Origin of the sequence: Lysinibacillus parviboronicapiens, assembly GCF_003049605.2 — a bacterium.
Classification (GTDB): domain Bacteria; phylum Bacillota; class Bacilli; order Bacillales_A; family Planococcaceae; genus Lysinibacillus; species Lysinibacillus parviboronicapiens.
On the sequence record NZ_CP073713.1, the window covers coordinates 2581653 to 2603103 of the forward strand.

General features: G+C 36.7%; 17 protein-coding genes, 1 pseudogene and 1 riboswitch. Of the genes and pseudogenes, 5 read left to right on the forward strand and 13 right to left on the reverse strand.

The window, feature by feature from the left end; genetic code table 11:
- Positions 1-175: 175 nt before the first annotated feature.
- Positions 176-592: a VOC family protein gene (locus tag C9J31_RS12320; RefSeq protein ID WP_107950716.1), complete on the reverse strand. Its 417-nt coding sequence runs from the start codon at positions 590-592 to the stop codon at positions 176-178.
- A gap of 302 nt (positions 593-894) precedes the next feature.
- Here C9J31_RS12320 and C9J31_RS12325 point away from each other — a divergent pair, with 302 nt between their 5' ends.
- Together C9J31_RS12325 and C9J31_RS12330 are read left to right on the forward strand one after the other, a co-directional pair.
- Positions 895-1545, forward strand: coding sequence for a 5-bromo-4-chloroindolyl phosphate hydrolysis family protein (locus C9J31_RS12325; protein WP_107925207.1), 651 nt, complete (start codon positions 895-897; stop codon positions 1543-1545).
- Positions 1542-2597: a toxic anion resistance protein gene (locus C9J31_RS12330; protein ID WP_107925206.1), complete on the forward strand. Its 1056-nt coding sequence runs from the start codon at positions 1542-1544 to the stop codon at positions 2595-2597. Before C9J31_RS12325 ends, C9J31_RS12330 begins: the two co-directional genes overlap by 4 nt.
- Positions 2598-2669: 72 nt before the next feature.
- Here the strand turns inward: C9J31_RS12330 and C9J31_RS12335 are convergent, their stop codons facing one another.
- From C9J31_RS12335 to C9J31_RS12375, 9 genes are all read right to left on the reverse strand, one after another.
- Positions 2670-2867: a DUF6501 family protein gene (locus C9J31_RS12335; RefSeq protein WP_054767717.1), complete on the reverse strand. Its 198-nt coding sequence runs from the start codon at positions 2865-2867 to the stop codon at positions 2670-2672.
- A gap of 514 nt (positions 2868-3381) precedes the next feature.
- Positions 3382-4113, reverse strand: a complete 732-nt coding sequence (locus C9J31_RS12340; protein WP_054767716.1) for an amino acid ABC transporter ATP-binding protein — start codon at positions 4111-4113, stop codon at positions 3382-3384.
- A 12-nt stretch (positions 4114-4125) separates the two neighbouring features.
- The gene (locus C9J31_RS12345) at positions 4126-4851 is read right to left on the reverse strand and encodes an amino acid ABC transporter permease (protein ID WP_107950717.1); all 726 of its coding nucleotides are present in this window, start codon (positions 4849-4851) and stop codon (positions 4126-4128) included.
- Positions 4852-5054: 203 nt separating this feature from the next.
- Positions 5055-5906: a transporter substrate-binding domain-containing protein gene (locus C9J31_RS12350; RefSeq protein WP_107925204.1), complete on the reverse strand. Its 852-nt coding sequence runs from the start codon at positions 5904-5906 to the stop codon at positions 5055-5057.
- Positions 5907-6025: 119 nt separating this feature from the next.
- A riboswitch (Lysine riboswitch) is annotated at positions 6026-6211 on the reverse strand.
- A 229-nt stretch (positions 6212-6440) separates the two neighbouring features.
- On the reverse strand, positions 6441-7664 hold the full coding sequence (gene odhB, locus C9J31_RS12355; protein ID WP_107950718.1) for a 2-oxoglutarate dehydrogenase complex dihydrolipoyllysine-residue succinyltransferase: 1224 nt from the start codon (positions 7662-7664) through the stop codon (positions 6441-6443).
- Positions 7665-7760: 96 nt separating this feature from the next.
- Complete coding sequence (locus C9J31_RS12360; RefSeq protein WP_107925202.1) at positions 7761-10583, reverse strand: 2-oxoglutarate dehydrogenase E1 component; 2823 nt, start codon at positions 10581-10583, stop codon at positions 7761-7763.
- Between the two features lie 232 nt (positions 10584-10815).
- Complete coding sequence (locus C9J31_RS12365; RefSeq protein WP_107925201.1) at positions 10816-12201, reverse strand: sensor histidine kinase; 1386 nt, start codon at positions 12199-12201, stop codon at positions 10816-10818.
- Positions 12198-12872: a response regulator transcription factor gene (locus C9J31_RS12370; RefSeq protein WP_107925200.1), complete on the reverse strand. Its 675-nt coding sequence runs from the start codon at positions 12870-12872 to the stop codon at positions 12198-12200. The genes C9J31_RS12365 and C9J31_RS12370 overlap by 4 nt, the downstream gene beginning before the upstream one ends.
- A gap of 122 nt (positions 12873-12994) precedes the next feature.
- Positions 12995-15019, reverse strand: a complete 2025-nt coding sequence (locus tag C9J31_RS12375) for a diguanylate cyclase domain-containing protein (protein WP_107950719.1) — start codon at positions 15017-15019, stop codon at positions 12995-12997.
- A 537-nt stretch (positions 15020-15556) separates the two neighbouring features.
- Here C9J31_RS12375 and C9J31_RS12380 point away from each other — a divergent pair.
- Complete coding sequence (locus C9J31_RS12380) at positions 15557-16105, forward strand: GNAT family N-acetyltransferase (RefSeq protein ID WP_054767715.1); 549 nt, start codon at positions 15557-15559, stop codon at positions 16103-16105.
- Between the two features lie 70 nt (positions 16106-16175).
- On the opposite strand, the gene C9J31_RS12385 is transcribed toward C9J31_RS12380, so the two are convergent.
- Positions 16176-17252, reverse strand: coding sequence for an undecaprenyldiphospho-muramoylpentapeptide beta-N-acetylglucosaminyltransferase (locus C9J31_RS12385; RefSeq protein WP_107950720.1), 1077 nt, complete (start codon positions 17250-17252; stop codon positions 16176-16178).
- A gap of 340 nt (positions 17253-17592) precedes the next feature.
- Between C9J31_RS12385 and C9J31_RS24280 the strand changes: the two genes are divergently transcribed.
- The gene (locus C9J31_RS24280) at positions 17593-17700 is read left to right on the forward strand and encodes an SHOCT domain-containing protein (RefSeq protein ID WP_107950721.1); all 108 of its coding nucleotides are present in this window, start codon (positions 17593-17595) and stop codon (positions 17698-17700) included.
- Positions 17701-18227: 527 nt separating this feature from the next.
- On the opposite strand, the gene C9J31_RS12395 is transcribed toward C9J31_RS24280, so the two are convergent.
- Positions 18228-19088, reverse strand: a complete 861-nt coding sequence (locus tag C9J31_RS12395) for a malate synthase (protein WP_107950722.1) — start codon at positions 19086-19088, stop codon at positions 18228-18230.
- Between the two features lie 1343 nt (positions 19089-20431).
- On the reverse strand, positions 20432-20776 hold the full coding sequence (locus tag C9J31_RS12400) for a hypothetical protein (protein WP_107950723.1): 345 nt from the start codon (positions 20774-20776) through the stop codon (positions 20432-20434).
- A 140-nt stretch (positions 20777-20916) separates the two neighbouring features.
- Here C9J31_RS12400 and C9J31_RS12405 point away from each other — a divergent pair.
- Positions 20917-21423, forward strand: a pseudogene (locus tag C9J31_RS12405) (MATE family efflux transporter); the annotation flags it as partial.
- Between the last annotated feature and the right edge of the window lie 28 nt (positions 21424-21451).

Below are 21451 nucleotides of genomic sequence, written 5' to 3' on the forward strand. Positions count from 1 at the left end.
CTTCGTTCCACTAACAGGTGGTCATGGTGGGGAGATATGTCACGAGGCACACGCTGTAGCGAGTAATTTTATGTATCATTTCCCCCTAATGGCTATATGTAAATAAAAAGATGATGCCTGTTAAGACATCATCCCCTAGCATATAACATCTGAGCAAGCTAATTGTCAAAAGTATTTATCCCTGATTCATGGCGCTTTCATCCATATAGGCAATTTCCCATAAATGGCCGTCTACATCCTCGAAACCCCATACATACATAAATCCATGATCTTGAGGATCACTTGAAGATTTCCCCCCAGATGACAATGCCTTATTAACCAACTCATTTACTTGATCCCGACTATCAGCTGATAAGCAAAAAATGGCTTGTGCCGAAGTAGTAGGATCCACCATTTCTTTCTTAGTAAACGCCTTGAAACGTTCTTCAAGCATTAACAACGCAAAGATGTTGTCATTAATAATCATACTGGCTGTGTCCTCCGTGGTGTATTGTAGGTTGAACTCAAAACCTAGCTCCTTGAAAAAGGTAGTGGACTTGTTTAGATCTTTCACTGGTAAATTAATGAAAATATTTTGTGATTGAAATGCCATTTTTTTTCACCTCAAGTTAACATTAGCATAGTCAAAAAAGCAATGTCAAAATTATAGTTATCACCTTGAAGAACGTGCGATTCTATTCGCTAATAAGTTTGGCTCACCCCCAGGTAAAAGTCACGGTTGCTCGACTGGGTAGCATGGTTGTTTGGTGAAAGTTTCAATTTTATATTAAGTATAATCATTGAGAAACTTAGCAAATAGAAGTAAAATTTATGTAAGGGTTATTTCATTGAAACTTTATGTCGAATATTTCGTATAAGTAGATAGACATATTGAAAAGCAAGGAGGAAGAAACTATGCTCAGTGTCGGACAGTTTTTATCTAGACATACCGCTAGCTTAATTTTATCGTTATCAACTGTTTCTATCGCAGCAATTGCGGCAAATCCAGGATTCTTCCTTGGGGGTTTATTGTTCGCTGGAACTTACGCAACAAGTACGATGTTGCTGAAACATAACCAAAAAAAGAAAGTCATGCAAATAGCAGGTATTTCAAAGGAAGAATACAAACATATTGAATCACAAATCTCAACAGCAAATAAACATATTCAATCATTAAGTCAAAATTATTTACGTGTGCGTTCTGTTAGCGCCTTTAAACAATTACTCGAAATGACACGTATTTCAAAAAATATTGTCAAAATGGTAAAGACAGATCCTCGAAAGTTTTATAATGTTGAACAATTCTTTTATGCGCACCTTCCTTCAGCAGTAGAATTAACTGATAAGTATACAATGCTTTCAAAACAGCCTGTCAAGGATAAAGAAATCCAAATCACCTTATCAAAGACACGAGAAACATTAACGGATTTGAATGACACGATTCAAATTGACTTAAAGGATGCACTTTCAAATGATATCGATCATCTTCAAATGGAGATTGAATTCGCTAATCGTTCTACTAGTAGACGGAAAGAACAGCTAGAATGGCGGGGCGATGATAAGTGACAACAAATAGCGATCGTATTTTTCATTTAGATTCATTACAAGGTGCTTCACCACTTGTGCATACTTATTTACAAGCAACAACAGAGGAGGCGATGGCGACATTTGAAACGCTATCGCCTCTTGCGCAAAGTCGTGCATTGCTGACAGCTAGTCAAATTGACCTTACTAACTTCGAATCGGTCTTATCTTTAGGGCAAGGTTCACAGCGTTCCCTTTCTCAATTTGCCGATCGCATGCTTGCACAGGTAAAACAAAAAGACATCACAAAGATTGGCCAAATGCTTGATTCTTTAATGCAAACGTTAGACCGTGTCGATCCCACTGCCTTAGAACCTAAGAAACAGTCCTTCTTCAAAAAAGTGTTTAGTAAAACGGGTCCTACAGTCAAACAAACGTTGACTGAATTTGAACGTATTAGTATCCAAGTGGAGCGTATTGGCGTACAGCTGGAGCGCGCTCAGCTCCAGCTCTTTGATGATGTTGAGATGCTCGAACAACTATATTCGTATAATAAAGGCTTTTTTGAAGAATTAGCAACTGCTATTGCAGCCGGTCAAATGAAGAAGCAGCAAGTCATTGAAATTGAATTGCCCGCAAAAGTGGCAAAAGCACAAACAAATAAACAGCCTCTTGTTATCCAGCAGCTCAATGATTTTGCCGAACAAATTGAACGTCTCGATCAACGAATTTATGATTTACAGGTTTCACAACAAGTAGCCCTACAAACAGCGCCACAAATTCGCATGATTCAGAAAGCAAATCAAACACTAGCAGAAAAAATTGAATTTTCAATTGTGACACTTATCCCACTTTGGAAAAATCAATTAGCCATGATGTTGTCGATGAATATGGATAATCATTACGCTCAACTAGAAGAACGACTAGCTCGGACAAATGAACGCTTTACTAACTCTACCTTTGAACAACAGGTAACAAAGTTTAAAGAAACACAACGCGAACTTCAATTAGCTATACAAGACGTCTTTGCTTTGCACACAGCGACAGAAAAAGAAAGGCAGCAGCTCCAGAGTGTAACTGATTTAAAAAGATAGTTGAGCAACATTATACATTTACTCATAGGAAAAGGGTGTCTCAAAATTAACTTTGAGACACCCTTTTTTAGCTCATGCAAAATAATCTTTATAATAGCCGCCAATATTCCCCGTATTGTCGATAATGAATAAAAATTCTTCTGTTTCATTTTTCACTTCATATTCTTTCCCTACTGTTAATACGTTGGAAACTAAGTATTTTGATGCATTAGTATGTTTGCAAGTGACTGTGCGTAGTGTTGGTGCATCTTTCCATTTTAAATGTAACATAATCTCTACCTCTCTTTACTAGCACTTGGCTATCGTCTAATTTTTTACCCTGTACTAACAAGTGTTTAGAGGCTCACTTAAAATCAGTTTAAGTAAAGTTTCTAACTGGGAAATCAAACACTTATCAGTACTCCATTGGTTCAACAACTAATCACTGGAGAGATGAAAAATATCTCCTTGATGATGTTTCACTTTATTTTATACGATTTTAGTACTTTTGTGGAGAAAAAAACCATAGAAGTTTATATTTTGTCCGCAAAGACTGTTTGCATGTCCATTTAAACCTGTTACAATTCTTATAAGAGGTGTTTGTACATGAGTTTTGGTGGTGTACCGCAATGGTTTTTTATCATTGCTATTGCATTTGTCATTTGCTTTGTTTTGTATTCAGAATGGAATTCTAGAAAATAAGTGAGCCTGTTTTATAGGCTCACTTATTTTTATGTTTTTCATTAGAACCGGGTGCTAAGTTGATACTGGCATTCCAGTAAAGCGTCCGAAATTAATTTTTTCTTTATTTCAAAGTGCGTTTTAAGAACTCTTTTGTTCGTTCGTGTTCAGGATTTACTAACACTTTGGATGGTGCGCCTTCTTCTACAATGACACCTTTATCCATGAATACGACACGATCTGCGACTTCCTTTGCAAACTCCATTTCATGTGTAACAATCAGCATCGTGTTTCCTGCATCGGCTAGTTGGCGCATGACTTTCAATACTTCCCCAACCATCTCAGGATCAAGGGCTGACGTTGGTTCATCAAAAAGCATGACTTCAGGATTCATCGACAATGCCCGTGCAATCGCGACACGTTGCTTTTGACCACCAGATAGCTGCCGAGGTTTCGCATTAACATATTGTGCCATACCAACGATTTCAAGATATTTTAAAGCCGTTTGCTCTGCTTCCTCTTTAGAACGTTTTAACACTTTTATTTGACCAACAGTACAATTTTTAAGAACATCATGATTATTAAACAAGTTAAACTGCTGGAATACCATTCCTAAATGCGTACGATATTCTTGAATATTATGTTTTTCATCTAAAATATTTTCACCCTTGAAGATAATTTGACCGCCACTTGGTATTTCCAATAAATTAATACAACGAAGTAGTGTTGATTTGCCGGACCCTGAGGAACCGATTAAACACACAACCTCTCCCTTTTCTACCTGAAAATTCACATCTTTTAACACTTGGTTACGTCCAAATGATTTACTTAAATGTTCAATTTGAATGACTGCCATTTGTGCGTCCCCCTATAATGTTTCTTTCTGTTGTTTTTGATATGCATCTGGACCATCAAGTCTTTTTTCAACATAAAGTAAGATACGTGATGCTGTAAAAGTCATGATAAAGTATAGTACACATGCAACGAAGAATGATTCAAAATATCGGAAATTATTGCCTGCAACAGATTTAGTTTGGAAAAATAATTCTGTTACGCCAATAACGTTTAATACAGCTGTATCTTTAATATTCATAATTAATTGATTACCTGTTGCAGGCAAAATGTTACGTGCAACTTGTGGTAATACGACATGTATCATAATTTGGATATGATTCATACCAATTGCAGAAGCTGCCTCGTATTGTCCTCTATCAATAGAAACAATACCACCGCGCACGATTTCAGCCATGTATGCACCAGTATTTAAAGAAACTACTAAAATACCAGCTGTAATAAAGTGCATATCAATACCAAACGCAATATCTAATCCGTAATAGACCACCATTGCTTGTACAATCATTGGTGTACCACGGAAAAATTCAACGTAGCATGTCAATATAAAGTTAAAAAGCTTTAAAATCACATGCTTTATGCCCTTTTTACGCGTTGGAATGGTATGCATTATACCGATGAAAAATCCGATGAATGCACCAATAATTGTACTAATCGTTGAAATAAGTAACGTATAATAAGCGCCCCGTAAAAACATTTGCCAGTTGTTTTCTATAATAGAAATAATCCATTCAAAACTCATGATGCTCCTCCTAACAACTTCTTGTTGCTTGTTCATATCCATTATGCCTTGGTCTTTGCCTTGATCGTCTGTTAAATTTAATTTGCATCGCTTCTTTCAAATTATGAGACTTTTACCCAAGACATTACTACCATTCAATGAGAATTCACTGAATAAGGTTAAAATAGATTGCACGGGCTTGATATATGGCCCGTGCATCCATATTACTGTGCTGCTGGTTGTTGAAGAATTGCATCTTCCATAATTTTTTGTCGATCATCTTCCGAAATGCCTTTTAGAATTTCATTGATTTTATCAACATTAGCATCACCTTTACGTAAACCAACCGCAATAGATGTATTTGAGATATCTGTATCAAAACCTTCTTCAAATGACACAAATGTAAAGTTTTCATTTGCAGCTGCAGCTGAGATACCTTCTGGACGTTCAGCTACATAGCCATCGATTTTACCAGCCTCTAATGCAACACGCATTGCTGAGAAGTTTTCCATTGCTGTCTGCTTTTTCACATCTTTAATTTGATCGATTACTTCGTAGTTAGAAGTGTTTAATTGAGAGGTAACTTTTGTACCAGAAAAATCTTGTATGGATTTGGCATTTTCATATGGGCTACCTTTTTTAATGACCATAACAAAATCTGATGTATAGTAGTTCTCTGTGAAGTCTATTGTTTGTTTGCGTTCCTTTGTAGGAGACATACCCGCCACAATGGCATCAATTTTATTTGATTGTAAAGCTGGCACTAGACCGTCCCACTCAAGTTTAACAATAACTAATTCTTTCCCTAAACCTTCAGCCATTTTTTTCGCCATTTGTACATCATAACCGCCTGCATATTCCGCATTATCAGCGATTTTCACTGCGCCATTTGCATCACCTTGCTGTGTCCAGTTGAACGGAGGGTAGCCTGCTTCCATCCCAACACGGAACTCGCCACCTTCTTCTTCTTTCCCAGCATTGTCAGTCGCGTTATCTTTTTTGTCATCTGAACCACATGCAGCTAATACAATTGCAGTCATTGTGGCTAACATAAATAGCAACCATTTTCTTTTCATACAAAACTCCCCTTTTCTGTAAAAAAATAAAACAACTGTACAAAAAAACGACCTAAGTCCAGAACTTAGGTCGTACCTTTTATTAACAGTTGCCCAAATCCTCACTATAATTTCCATGTTTCCGAGATAGCACAACCTAGTAAACTGGAATTATATCTACTAGGACAGTCCTGCACTTATTCACTGCAGACCCAGCATAAAAGTACGAGCTCCTTTTATACTTCGGCGACATTTCCTTCTCCATTGCGTCTTCGCTTGCTTAAACTCAACAATGAACTAATAAATATCGCGCCTCTACCTCACAAAGGAACGTGAGGTTTGTTTATTTAATTGATATTTAGATACTACTATAAAAATAGGCTATTCGTCAAGGTAGTTTTATCACTTTTCAGACTAATGATTTAATTCTAAATACACAGTTTCTAGTATTTATCTATTATACAAAATTATGGGCATCAAAAAAACCATTTAATTACTCAATATGAATAAAAAACTCCCCCAAAGCACATAGCTTGGAGGAGTTGACTCTAATTATTAAGAATTTAATAATAAATCTTCTGGGTTTTCAAGTAATTCCTTAACAGTTTTAAGGAAGCCTACAGAATCTTTACCATCGATAATACGGTGGTCATAAGATAACGCAAGATACATCATTGGACGAATGGCAACTTCGCCATCAACTTCCACTGGGCGTTTTTTAATCGTGTGCATGCCAAGGATAGCTGCTTGTGTACCGTTCATAATTGGTGTAGACATTAATGAACCAAATACACCACCGTTAGTAATAGTGAATGAACCACCAGATAAATCACTTAAACCTAATTTTTTGTCGCGTGCTTTTTTCGCTAAGTCTGCAATCGAATCCTCGATTTCAGCAAAGTTTTTACGGTCAGCATCGCGTACAACTGGTACTACTAAACCTTCTTCAGTTGATACAGCTACACCAATATCATAGAAATTGTTTAAGTGGATTTCATCACCAACAATTTGTGCGTTGACATATGGGTATTTTTTAAGTGCTGCCACTACTGCTTTTGTGAAGAATGACATAAAACCAAGTTTAGAGCCTGTAGATTCAAAGAATTGATCTTTTTTACGAGAACGTAATGCCATCACGTTAGTCATGTCTACTTCGTTAAATGTAGTTAGCATCGCTGTTGATTGCTTTACTTCAAGTAAACGTTTAGCAATTGTTTGACGACGACGGCTCATTTTTTCAACTGTCACGCGTGATTCATCAACAGCTGCCACTGCTTTAGGTGCTGCAGGAGCTGCCACTGGTGCTGTACCATGAGCTGCAACATCTTGTACACGGACACGGCCTTGTGGATCTACTGGAGATACGGCAGCAAGGTCAATGCCTTTTTCACGCGCAAGTTTACGAGCTGCTGGAGATGCGATTACACGCTCACCAGAAGTTTCTTCTACAACTGGAGCTGCTGCTACAGGTGCAGGAGCTGCTTGTGGTGCTGCAGGTGTTGCTTCTGCAGGTGCTGAAGCTGCTGGAGCAGGTGCTGCACCTTCGCCAGCTTCTACAACTGCGATAACTTGACCTACAAGTACAGTATCGCCTTCTTCAGCTAAAATTTGTGTTAACACACCCGCTTCTTCTGAAATGATCTCAGCGTTTACTTTATCTGTTTCAAGTTCAACGATGAATTCACCTTTTTCAACGCGGTCGCCCACTTTTTTTACCCACTGTGCAATACTACCTTCTGTAATCGATTCTGCTAATTCAGGGACTTTAATTTCAGCCACTTTCATTTCCTCCTTTGATTAACGTGCATAATGCATGCACATAAAAGGGCTACTGCCTAAGGCTAATAGCCCAGTATTTCAGTGATAATTACGCGATTATTTAACTTTTACCGATTCAGCAACTGCTTCATCAATGATTGCTGCCTGAGCTGCTTTATGAGAATCTGCATCGCCTTCTGAAGTCGAGCTCATTGCAGGACGTCCTACATAACGAAGCTTTTTACCTGCAGAAAGTTCGTATAACGTTTCTAATGCGTAATTCCAAGAACCTTGATTTTTAGGCTCTTCTTGTACCCAAGCAATCTCTTTTGCATTTGGATACTTAGCTATAATATCAGCTACTTGCGCAGTTGGGAATGGGTAAAGTTGTTCCACACGTACGATGTGTACGTGATCGAAGCCTTCTCCATCTTTTATGCGATCAGCTAAATCAATCATGACCTTACCAGTACCTAATACAATACGTTCAACTGCTTTAGTATTTGTACCTAAGCCAGGTTGCTCAATAACTTCTTGGAATGAGCCATTTGCTAGTTGTTCAGCATTTGCTGCTGCCAATGGGTGGCGCAGTAATGATTTTGGCGATACAACTACAAGCGGACGTACTCCTTCAGTTTCTAGCATCGCTGCTTGGCGACGTAATAAGTGATAGTAGTTACCTGCATTCGAACAGTTTGCTACAAACCAGTTATTTTCAGCTGACATTTGTAAGTAACGTTCCATACGACTTGAAGAGTGTTCAGGACCTTGGCCTTCATAACCGTGTGGTAACAGAATAACGAAACCTGATTTTTGACCCCATTTAGAGCGTGCCCCTGAAATGAAGTTGTCAAACATCACTTGCGCCATGTTCGCAAAGTCACCAAATTGTGCTTCCCAAACTGATAATACATTACCTTTTTCTAAATTGTAACCATATTCAAAGCCTACTACCCCTGCTTCAGTAAGCGGTGAGTTGTGTACTGTAAATGATGCACTTGCACCAGAAATATGATGAAGTGGCGTGAACACATTACCATTGTTTTTGTCATGTAACACTAAGTGGCGTTGTGAGAATGTACCACGTTGTGCGTCTTGACCAGTAAAACGAACTGGTGTGCCATCTTGGATAATTGTAGCATATGCTAAAGTTTCAGCATGACCCCAGTCGATTTTTGCAGATGCATAAGCATCACGACGTTTTTCTAAAATTTTGCCAAGTTTATTTTGTGGTTGGAAGTCTTGCTCAAATACTAAAAGCTCTTCGTTAATTTTTTCTAAACGTTCAGCACCTACGGCTGTTTCGATTTGTGGAAATTCCACTTTTAACTCTTCTGGCATTTCTAAATGCTTATGGTCATCTTTATCTGCCATTTCTTTTACATGATCATAAGCAGCTTGCATTTCAGCATAGATAGCTGTATCGAGTGCAGCTACGTCATCGTTCGAAACGACACCCTCAGCCACTAATTGAGCACCATATAAAGCACGTACAGTTTCGTGTTTAGATACAAGTTTATATACTTCTGGATTTGTTACTGTTGGATCATCCGTTTCGTTATGTCCATGACGACGGTAACCAATCAAGTCAACGATAATATCTTTACCAAATTTTTGACGGTAGCTAGCCGCAAAACGTCCCACTTGAACAACTGCTTCCGGACTGTCTGCGTTAACGTGTACAACAGGTACTTCATACCCTTTTGCTGGGTCTGAAGAATAGACAGATGAACGAGAGTCATGCAACTCCGTAGTGAACCCAATCATATTGTTTGCGATGATATGAATTGTTCCGCCAGTAGAGAAGCCCTCTGTTTTCGAATAGTTTAACACCTCTGTTACAATCCCTTGACCTGGGAATGCCGCATCACCATGAACAAGAATCCCTAATCCTTTTCCTGGGTTATGAACAGCTTGCCCTGGATTTGAAGTGTCATCTTGAGTTGCACGTGTAGAACCTAACACAACCGGATTGCCCACTTCTAAGTGAGATGGGTTATAAGCAAGTTTAACATTCATACCTGACTCACGGTTATACGAAGCACCCATATGGTATTTCACGTCGCCAGTCCAACCTTTTGTAATTTCAAGACGACCATGTTCTGGTAAAAATAAGTCGTTTGAAACATGCGCAAAGTCAGAGAACATCATATCATATGGTTTATTTAAGATGTGTGTAAGTACATTTAAACGACCACGGTGCGCCATACCGATACGCACATTTTCAACGTTGCTTGTTTCTGCTGTTTTCAAAATCTCATCGAATAGGACAATTTGTGTATCAAGCCCTTCACCAGAGAAACGTTTTTGACCAACGAATGTTTTATGAATAAACTTTTCAAAGTTTTCAACACGTGTTAAACGATCTAATAAAGCTTTTTTCTCGTCAGAAACTAATGATTGTTTTAATGAACCAGATTCAATTTGTGCTTGAATCCAATCACGTTCTTCTGTAGCAATTACGTGACCATATTCAAATGCTACTTTATCTGTATAAACAGATTTTAAATAATCGATTGCATCCTTACCATTTTTCACGCCTGCTGGCACATCTTTGAAGAAGATAGCAGCAGGAATTTCAGCTAAATCTGCTGAACTTAAGTTGAACGCGCTTTCTTCAATTTGAGCTGTTTGTAGTGCTCGGTTTTTTAGAGGATAGATATCTGCTGCTAAATGACCGTGTGTACGAATTGTATCCGCTAATTTCACAGCTGCTAATATTTTTTTATAGTCGCCTGCAGGAGCGGCTGAACTACCTACTACAGCTACTTCACCATCTGCTACTACTGGTGCACCAAATTGTTGGAATAATGATACTAACTCCGGTTCTACTTCTTCAGGAGACTGTAAGAATAAGTCGTATTGCTCCATCACATATCCTAGGTTAGGACCAGAGAAAGCTGACCATGGAGAACTTACAGTTGTAACGTTGTTCGACATGAAAAATGACCTCCAAATTTTGCCTATCGGCAGTTCCATTAATTAAATTACAATTAATTATATAATATTTCTTCGCTCATTAAAAGGATGTTTGACACAACTTATCCATAATTTAAAGAACGTTTTTTCCATCTCAATCTTACTACTCTTCACAAAAAATACAACTCTTTTCAGTAAATTAAGCAATTTTTTTCTCAAAGAATAGAATTACGGAATAAAGCGCGTATTTTCCTTAATATTTCAGCGGTATTTTCACAAAGAAAACGGTTCCAACATTTTTCTCACTCTTGACTTCTATAGAGGCATTATATTTCTCAAGTAACATTTTTGAAATACTAAGACCTAAGCCAGTACCGCCAATTTGACGATTTCTTGCCTCATCAACACGATAAAAACGATCAAAGATATATGGAAGGTTTTCTTCATCTATTCCGATACCATTATCCGCTATTTGCAAATGCGCTTCTTGGTCATGTGCTGACACCGAAATTTTGATCTCAGGAACTTTTTCACAATAACGAATAGCATTCTCTAGTATATTACGAGCAATTTGACTAAGTGCATTTTCTGTAATAAATAAAGTACCTATTTCGTCATTGTTCGACAGCGTTATTCGAGCTTGCGGATGTAATAGCTCCATTTCTGAAATAACACCTTCTAATACCACAATGACATCAGCCTCGCTCATGTCGTCCTTTTCCTCTCGACGCGCAAGTTCTAATAGCTCTTCAATCATCTTACGCATACGTGCAATTTCCGTAAGTGAGGTATCGATGGATTCTTCTAAAATTGCTGGATCATCCTTGCCCCATCTTTTCAATAAGGAAAGATGACCTTCAATGGCTTGAATGGGCGTACGTAGCTCATGAGAAGCATCGGCGACAAATTGTTGTTGCTGCGTAAATGAGATTTGTAATTCATTCATCATCGCATTGTACATTTTCAATAAATCACCAATTTCGTCCTGTGATGTATAAGCCAGTTGTATAGGTTCGTTAAAACCCTTATCCATTACCGTTTTCATTGACGATCTTAATGCATGAAGTGGTTTCATTAAATAATTGGCGAGATAAAAACCGATTGAACCTGATAATAACAGCGCCCCAACACCCGCAATAAGCATAGCTGTTAGCAAATAATTCATTAATGATTCAAAGCCTGTTAGTGGATGAATGACTTGAATATAACCTTGGAAAAAGCCAAGTCGAACAGGTTCATTTGCTACAAAAACATCTTTTTTGTCAACCGTCATTTGTACGATTTCTCGCATTGCAGTAAGCGGTGCTGCTTGAGAAGTATCATTGATGCGTAAAATCTCAATACCATCTATATTAAACAGTCTCACGGACTGATCTCGATCCACAATCGAGTTTAATAGCCCTGTGTTTTGCTGAATTTGCTGAATTGTAATATTTGGCCCCTGTGATTCTAAAAAAGACACTATATCATCGCTTGTCCGCTTCACTTTACTTTCTTCATCATTTAGTAACCATGTATGGAGCGAGATATACACCACCATACAAATAATCGCATAGCTAAAAAAAATCACGGCACTAGAAGTGAACATCCATTTTCTTTGCAATGATAGATTAGCAAAATATGCTTTTAATTTATTCATTCACGCATCACATACCCTACTCCACGGACCGTTTCGATAAAGGCATTCATATCACCTGGCAATTTTGTGCGTAAGTGCCGAATATATACATCCACCACATTGGTCTCGATATCTGTATCATATCCCCATACAGAAGTTAAAATCAGTTCACGTGTACATACTTTATTTTTATGCTCTACTAGTAGTTTAAGCAAATCATATTCAGTTTTTGTTAAATCTAGCTTTTTACCCTGCACATATACTTCATAAGCCGCAATATCAATTGCTATATCACGAAATTCCAATGTTACACCTTTTTTTTCTTCTGGTGTAACACGTCGCAAAATTGTCCGAATTCTTGCAAGTAATTCTTCAATCGCAAATGGCTTGACAATGTAATCATCCGCACCTGCGTCTAAGCCTGCTACTCGATCCATTACTGCATCACGCGCTGTTAGTAAAATAATCGGCACATTAGAGTGAGCGCGTACACGACGGCATATTTCAATTCCATTTATGCCAGGCAGCATAACATCTAATAATAACACATCAAAATCTTGTGACGAAGCAAGTGTCAATCCTTCACGCCCCTCAAAAGCAACAGTCACACTGTAACCTTCGTGCTGTAACTCTAGTTCTACAAAACGTGCAATATGTTTCTCATCTTCTACTAATAATATCTTTTTAGGCATGTCATCACCTTCTATTTCAAAATAACTGATACACAGTAAAATATTTGTATTACCACCACTCTAGCATAACACCAATTAAAAAGTCTGTACCACAAGTAAATACTCGCTCGTACAGACTTTTTTTATGCTTCTGTTATATATAGCTTATTTTTCCCAAATTCTTTCGCTTTATATAATGCTTGGTCCGCTAAGTCAATCAGCGCATCCAATGTTTTTGCATGATCTGGGTAATATGCAATTCCTATGGAGGCAGTGGGTGCAAAATGATGATCATCAATTGTCCACCCATTTTTCAATTCATTACGGATACGGTTAATAATATGCATCATCTGCGCATTCCTTGCCTCTGTATCTCTCGTTAGTCCCGTTAAAATGACAATAAATTCATCGCCACCAATGCGAATAACTAAATCATGACTACGGACCGAAGCGGTTAATACATTGCCAAAATTACGGATAAAGTCATCACCTGTATCATGTCCATATTGATCATTAACATCCTTAAAATCATCCCCATCAATGTACAGCATGGCTAAGCACACATTATTCGTATGCGCATCTGCTAATATTTTAGGGAATTCCTTCAATAGATAGCGACGATTGGGTAACTGCGTTAAACTATCATGATAAGCTAAATAAAGCAAGTCATTTTCTCGCTCTTTGCGATGTGAAATTTCACGTGAAACCATCATTATTTGTGACACCGTTTCACGTTCTGGATCATGCACTACAGTTACATTGCCCTCGGTCCAAACAGGCGTGCCATCCTTTGCTTTCAGTAAAAGTTCCAACTGTGTATCTGTTTGACCTGTAAAATTATTCAAAAACGTTTGCCAGGCCTTCTTACTTTCCTCATCGACAATGGTACTATAAAACTGACCTTGTAACTCCACAATTTCGAAGCCTAAGTATATCCTATAAGAAGGAGAAGCATAAATAATGATGCCATCTTCGTTTGTAATTACAATTAAATCATTTGTATTTTCAGTGATAAGACGAAATGTTCGTTCAATATTTTTTAATTCCGTTAACATTCTTTTCTTGTCCGTAATATCATAGTTAATGGATAAATATTGTTCGACCTTACCAAATTCATTTTTCAACGGTACAATGGCTGCCTCCACCCAGTAATCGGCATGATATTTGGTACGGTAGCATAACTCACCTCGCCAAATCTTCCCCATATCAAGTGTTTTGTTTATAGTCTGTAAAAAATTTTCTGTATGGTGACGCGGTTCAATTAAATTATAGGGTTGACCAATAAGTTCATCTGCGGTAAATCCTGATGCGTTTAAAAATAAATCGTTTACTTCCACGATGGTACCCTCAATATCTAAAATGGCAATAGATGTTGCGGAATTTAAAGCGGCCTTAAAAACTTCAAGTCCATGAGATTTGGCACGTAATTCCGCCTTTTGCTCAGTAAATTGAGTAAAATCTTGCATGATGAGAAATATTGCAAATGAATTATCTCCCTGCATAACTGGAGAAAGCGAGACCAAATACATGCGTTCTTTTTTTTCCAGTGTATGAAGCTTAATAAGCTTCTCCCCGATATTTTCACCCAGAGCTGCTCTTTTTAAATAGTTTTGTATTTTTTCAATTTCATCTTTTGGGATAATTGGTAAATCAATAAAAAGTTGATGTTTCAATTTTTCGTTATCTAACCCGAAATCCTCCAAGAAGCTAGAATTTGCTTCATAGATAACACCACCAGCTGATAAAATGACTGTTGTAAAGAAAGCATGATCAAACATAGATCGCATAAATAGAAACTTATCTTCAATATTTCGGTCATATAAAATTTCTTTTGTAATAGCTAAAATATAATGATCATCCCCGAACATAATGGGTCTGACAGATGTCTCATATTTCCGCACTTCAGATTCAATATATGCATAATCCACATAATCGACTTGTTTATTTAGGGCGATTGCTTGATGATAATTTTCTTGAATAATGGCAAAATTACGACTAGAGGAGATTGCAGAAAGCATTTTTCCGATGGCTTCTTTTGATAACAGAGTTTGCGCCGCTTGATTTAAGTGAATATATTGATAATCATCTTGGACTCTTTTCATGAGAAAGACAAAATCTTTGCCGATGAATAGCTGATTAAATTGCGCTTCACTTAAAAAATAATCCATGCTGTCACCTCCCATAAAATAGTCGTTGTTGTTTATAGAGTCGTAATAAATTCATTAATTTATACAAAAAAATCAATGCTACAATTATAACATATTTACAGAAGATTAACTTTCTCCACCTAGAAAATTTCTATCTTTTTCTGGATGAAATTTGATGATATCCAATTTACGAATTTTATTATATAATACTAAAGAATTGTTATATTAATCAATTATTTGGATATTATTGGTACATTGGACTTTATACCCATAAGTAATTATATAATTTTTAGACTTTTCTGAATTGACTAACTATTAAACTTAAATTTCGTTTTAACGAGCAAAATTATTGCATTAAGCAGTAGCTTTGTTATATTATATTAAAAAAACTAGCCATTTTTCGGTATGGTCGCAAAATCAGTAAGACAGCGGGAGATTATGGATTTCATAGTTATAACGTCTAGTTCTTTGGGTTTTTAATTCCAGTACGAATTTTAGTTTACTTCTTTATGCTTCAACGGAATTGTTTTAACTACCCTAGTAAAGGAGGCGTTTCGTATGCTTAAACATCGAGACCTACATGAATGTACAGAGCTTTATGAGCTATTATCACACCCTTCTGTATTCCCTTTTGTCCGTCAAAAAGCCGCATCTGCTGATGAATACTGGTTTATGACGAAACAACTGATTGAAGAAGAAGCGAGAGGACTCGCTATTTCGAGGACTATAACTGATGATTGGGGTCAACCAATCGGCACCATTAGCATTCATGATGTAGAGGACGGTGCTGGCTTTCTCGGAACGTGGATTGGACTCCCTTATCAAGGTAAAGGTTATAACCAAAAGGCTAAAATGCTGTTTTTAAATGAATTATTCTTTGATTATAATTTCCATACGGTCTTTCTCCGTATAAGAGTTGAAAATACAAAATCTCAGCGTGCAGCTACAAAACTCCCCTATGTTATCAGTGCTAACGAAAGTCATCCGACATTATTAGCACAAGTAAATGGTGGAGAAGCACAATTTACTTTATATAAAATTCCGCGTGATCTGTTCTACCTGACAACTGCCCATCAACTGCAAGAAGGCGAAGAACAAGCGATGTAATAAAAATATCCCATTTTTCAAACGAAAAGAAGCTATGTATTCTGTCTCTTGCCAGAACACATAGCTTTTTTTATTTTTTAAATTGCAAAATTAATTTTGCCATCTCATTTGGCGTTTTTGGTCTTTGCGTTTTCTCCATCGTTGCCGTCATTTCTGATTTACGGGCTGTTAACGTATGCACTGATTTTATAAACGTTTCCTTTGTTAATTCATCTTCTTGTAATACCTCTGCATAGCCTTGTTTTTTAAATAACTTAGCATTTAAAATTTGGTCGCCACGACTTTTTTGTGCTGACAGCGGGATTAACAACATTGGTTTATGAAGTGCTAAAAATTCGAAAATCGAATTAGAGCCTGCACGCGATACGACGAAATCTGCCGCATGTAATAAATCAGGTAATTCCGTTGTCACATACTCAAATTGTTTATAGCCGGGTAGTGACTCTAGCGCTAAATCGTTATTTCCTTTACCACAAAGATGTATTACTTGGAAGGTTTGTAAAAGTTCAGGTAAGTTTTGACGGAGCGCATCATTTAAGACAATCGACCCTAGACTTCCGCCCATAACAAGGAGTACTGGTTTGGACGTTGTGAAACCGCAAAGCGATAGCCCCTGTGCCTTATTACCGGTAAAAAGCTCTTGACGAATAATCGAACCCGTACATGTAGCCTTTTCTTGGGGCAAATGCTGAAGCGTCTCTTCAAAAATAGTAAAAATGTGAGAAGCGAATGGTAAAGCGATTTTATTTGCCAACCCTGGCGTTACATCGGATTCATGGATAACAACCGGAACACCTGCTACTTTAGCTGCCATCACGACTGGTACCGAAACAAAGCCACCTTTTGAAAAAATGACCGTGGGTTTTACTTTTTTAATGATACGAAAAGCCTGCATGATTCCAGCAAGCACTTTAAAAGGGTCAGTGAAATTTTTCATTGAGAAATAACGACGCAATTTCCCACTCGATATCCCATAAAAAGGTATATCCGGAAATGCCTCGCCTATCAATTCTTTTTCAATCCCTTGCTCTGAACCAATATAGTGGACATCATAACCTAGTTCAAGTAAAGACGGTAGTATCGCTTGGTTGAGTGATACATGGCCAGCTGTCCCACCACCGGTTAAAATGATTGTTTGTTGTTTCACGTAAATTCTCCTATTCCTAAAAGCCATTGTAGCTCTCGCTACTTTTCGTTTACAGTCTTTAATTTTACTATATGCGGACGAAAAGATATAGATGAAGCCTTTAAATTTTCCTCCATCACACTATCTATATGCTATACTAGTTCATTATGATTAAACGTACTTCAGCATATATACTGGAATTCCTCCGTCTGTTAGGTACAATGTATATTTGTAGCATGCACAGTCATATAAGACTTACTACTTGGCCGTAGACAGCGAGCAGTTTTTTATTTTTATCCTATCTGACTGCACCATGTCAAGGGAATAAAATACAAGGAAGATACATCATGTACGAAAGTTAATGAAGTTAAAAGAGTTCATGGATGCTGGTATCTTAACTCAAGAAGAATTTGATGCGAAGAAAAAGCATTTTACTAGGTATTTAAAACGACGAAAACCACTCGATTAAAGTGGTTTTCTTTTTTTATAAAGCTGCTCACGGCATCTTTTGTTTCGATGGAGTATGCTTTATCCTCGTGTATTACCGGTTCATTTCTGTCTATCCATATTTCACTACGTGGACCTTGTTTCATATCCTCTTCAATTAGTCGTTTCACATACTTACTGAAATTCCGTGGCTTGTTAGTCAATGGATTAATCTATTCTGCATGATTTAATAGTGCAACATCTCAGTCATTATGGACCATCATTATTAAGCAACCCACATGTGTGGACTGTATGTGGCAACACATGTGGTGCAGCTGTGTTTAATTATATATACTCGATTCCTATTTCAGTGAGGTCGATCCTATTTTTTCGTCTTCAACTGTTGCTCCTTGAACTAAGTACATAATAGTTTAAATGTAAATTATCACAACATCTAAAGTTAAAGGATGACTGTTCCCGTATTACCTTCTGGTTGATCTAGGTATTTTAATCTTTGGGAACGTCCTACCTCAAGTGGACATAAACCCAAACCCATTTTACTCGCTTTGGCTAACGTCTTAATCGCATTAATGCGCCATTAGGCTTTGGTAACTCTTGAGCTGTTATCTGATTCATTTTACAAAAATGTTTTAAAAATTGTTGTGCCAGCTCTCGTTCATTTGGGTCACTTTTCAACGAAACTATATCAAGTAAAATTTGAGCCATCCATAAATTATCAAAATAACGGTATTTACCTGTATTCCATGTCATTTTGTCGGGGGATTTTTCATTTACATAATATTCCCATAAAAGTAGCTGATCCGATTCCTGTTCCGTAAGTTGGAGTCTGTATTTTGAATGAGCAGGAATATTTCCATCTTCACAAAGCTTACCGATAAAATCTTCATTCACCATATAGACACCTAAGATACGTCTGTCTTTTTCATGCATCCCGGAATCTACTGCTGTTAACAGGACAGCGCTATTTGGGTGCAAGCGGGTTGGTTTGTTTGGCCTCCCCTTGTTATTACCACTTTTTATTGCGCCTGAAAAAACCTTCCACTCTGAAAAAGAACTATTCTGTTCTTCTGTGTCACACCAAAAAACCATTTGTGATTCGGGATGAAGTTTATGGTTTTTCATAAGTTTTTCGTGTTCCAAGCGAAGTATCAGTTTTTTTCGTTGTAGTTTTTTTTCCTCTTCCTTCTTCCATTCTTCCTCTTTTCGTTCAATTTCCTTTTTTTGTATAATTCCTTCAAGTGACTTAGCATCACTTTTATCATGTAGTTTTAGGTGCTTTCCAAATACATCAGGGAAAACAAACATTTTATTTTCCGATGCGAAATGTATTTCAATACTAGAATCATTATGTTTAACTATACTACCCATGCCAAAACGCTTGTGTGTAACTTTCTTATTGATTAAATTCATTATTCTAGTCCTCCTTAAGGAATAAAAACTCGGTTACTATTAGATGGTAAATTAATAATTTTATTCAACTAACTTCCTTTAAAGCTCACATAACTGTTTTGATTTTTTTTCGGCTTAAAAAAGGATATTAAAAAAACGTACCCAAATTCTATCTGCAAAAAAGGACAGCGGAATTCGAAATACGATTTTAAAAAAATAATTGTAAAACTATTGTAACATTTTTTTAATAAATTTACAAATTTATTATTGACAACATATTTTGCCATGAGGTAAAATGATTATTTATTCTCTGAATTCCCTTGTAATAGCTATGAAATAAAAGCCTCCAAAAAGTCGCGAAACTTCTGGAAAACGCCTCTATAAATAACCACTTGATTACCGGCGATAAGCATAGACTTCATGATATAAAACCAATACAAGCAAATCCTTTCCTTTCCTAGAAAAGAAAGCGGATGGATTAATCCGTGTACTAATCCTATATGCTGAAATGGATATTTCCCAATTATGTTCCATATAAAAAGACCCCAATTTCGCAAAGGTTATTTGCAAGAAAATCAGGGTCGGGATTTGGTTACAACGAGCTTATCGCCTATCTCTAATATAGAATTGTGGTTGGCCTGTTTTTGTTCCAGTGAATTTCTCTCGGGATTCATTTTATCCCCTCTCTTAACTACATACTATTTTTAAATGATATACATTGAGATTATACTCACCGTCATGCTATCTACAAGGTTACTATGGTCACGTTAATCCATGCCAATGATTTGAGATGATAAAGTAAGTACAGTTAAAATACATTTTCTAAATTTAGGGTTTTTAGAGGGTTTTTAGTATTTTGTAGAAATTAAGGATTTTAGTAAAAACGGATATAAAGGTTATTCCTTCAACGGTGGACAATCTTATATTAAAGTAGTAGAAGAATATGTTATTGGAAATCATACTTTCTTCCGTGTAGATGGTTTTTAGTTTGTATTCGAAATAAATTCAATCTTTTTTAATTGGTACATCTTATCTTTATAGATATATTTAATATGAAAACTACCAATTTCTCCACCAACTGGAGCGATTTGAGCTCCAACAATCGCAGTTAATTCATTGTCTAAAACATCAAATTCAATTATATTCCCGACATATATTTCTGGAAATAATTGATTGTTTTGAATTCCAAATTCACCAATTTCGATAACAGTTTTTTCCTTCCTTATATTGATAGTAGCCTCTGACTTTGTTAATGAAGTTTTTACATTTTTTAGAACAATAGCTATTGGATTATCTACAAGGATTTCTTTATAAATTTCACCACCATTGACTCTATTATTATGGAGTACATGTACATTTTGTTCCTAAATACCTGTCCCATAATCAGTTGTTAAGACAATAATTAAGTCTTTATTGCCATCAGAGTTAATATCCTTATAGAAAATTTTAGGACTATAAGCTTCATTGGATACATTTGTCCAATCTGGAAAATGTTGAACATTTTCATTTGTTTTTAAGTTGAAATTTTTTAAATATCCATCTTTTTGGGTAGCATATAAAATAACATTAGCTTCTGGTAAATTCCCAACAATTTCTTCTGACTCATTTTGGATAAAATTTGATTCATAATTTTCTTCAAGTGCTTTAGTTTCTAATGGAATTTGTGATATAGCAACAATTAATGCAACTTTTATTAATAGCCAATTCATAAAATTCACCTTTTCTGATTTTATACAGTATGTGGTTAATATCACTCTTACATTCATAGAAATATGAGAAATAGTAAAAATGTGATTTTGATACAAGGTGGCTTTTGTAAATAAAATAGGATTTTAAGTAGCTACAACATTTAAACTATAGGAGCTTGCTCTATATGGTACCTCTCAGTATTTCAATGGGCGTAACGATTTTAGTTGGATTTGAGATTGGCGCAGGGCGAATGCATAGCGCAAAAATTTATAGTTTTATTTGTGTGGGTACTGCGATTCTATTTAGCTTTATTTCTGCGTGTATCCTATTCATGTTACGTCAACCAGTTGCGAGTATGTACACAACAGATGCAAAAGTTTTGGAATATGCCGTACACTTTTTAGTATATGCAGCAATTTTCCAGCTCTCAGATGCTATTCAGGCACCCGTACAGGGAGCATTGCGTGGTTATAAGGATGTTACAATAACTTTTTTTATGGCCATTATATCCTATTGGGTAATTGGCCTTCCTGTCGGATATGCACTTGCAACCTATACAGATTTTGGGCCATTCGGCTACTGGATAGGGCTTGTAGCAGGACTGTCCGCAGGCGCTATTACGTTATTAATTCGTTTACTACTCGTTCAACGAAAATTTACGGCATAAAAAAGGAGGAGATGCGATGGCGTCTCCT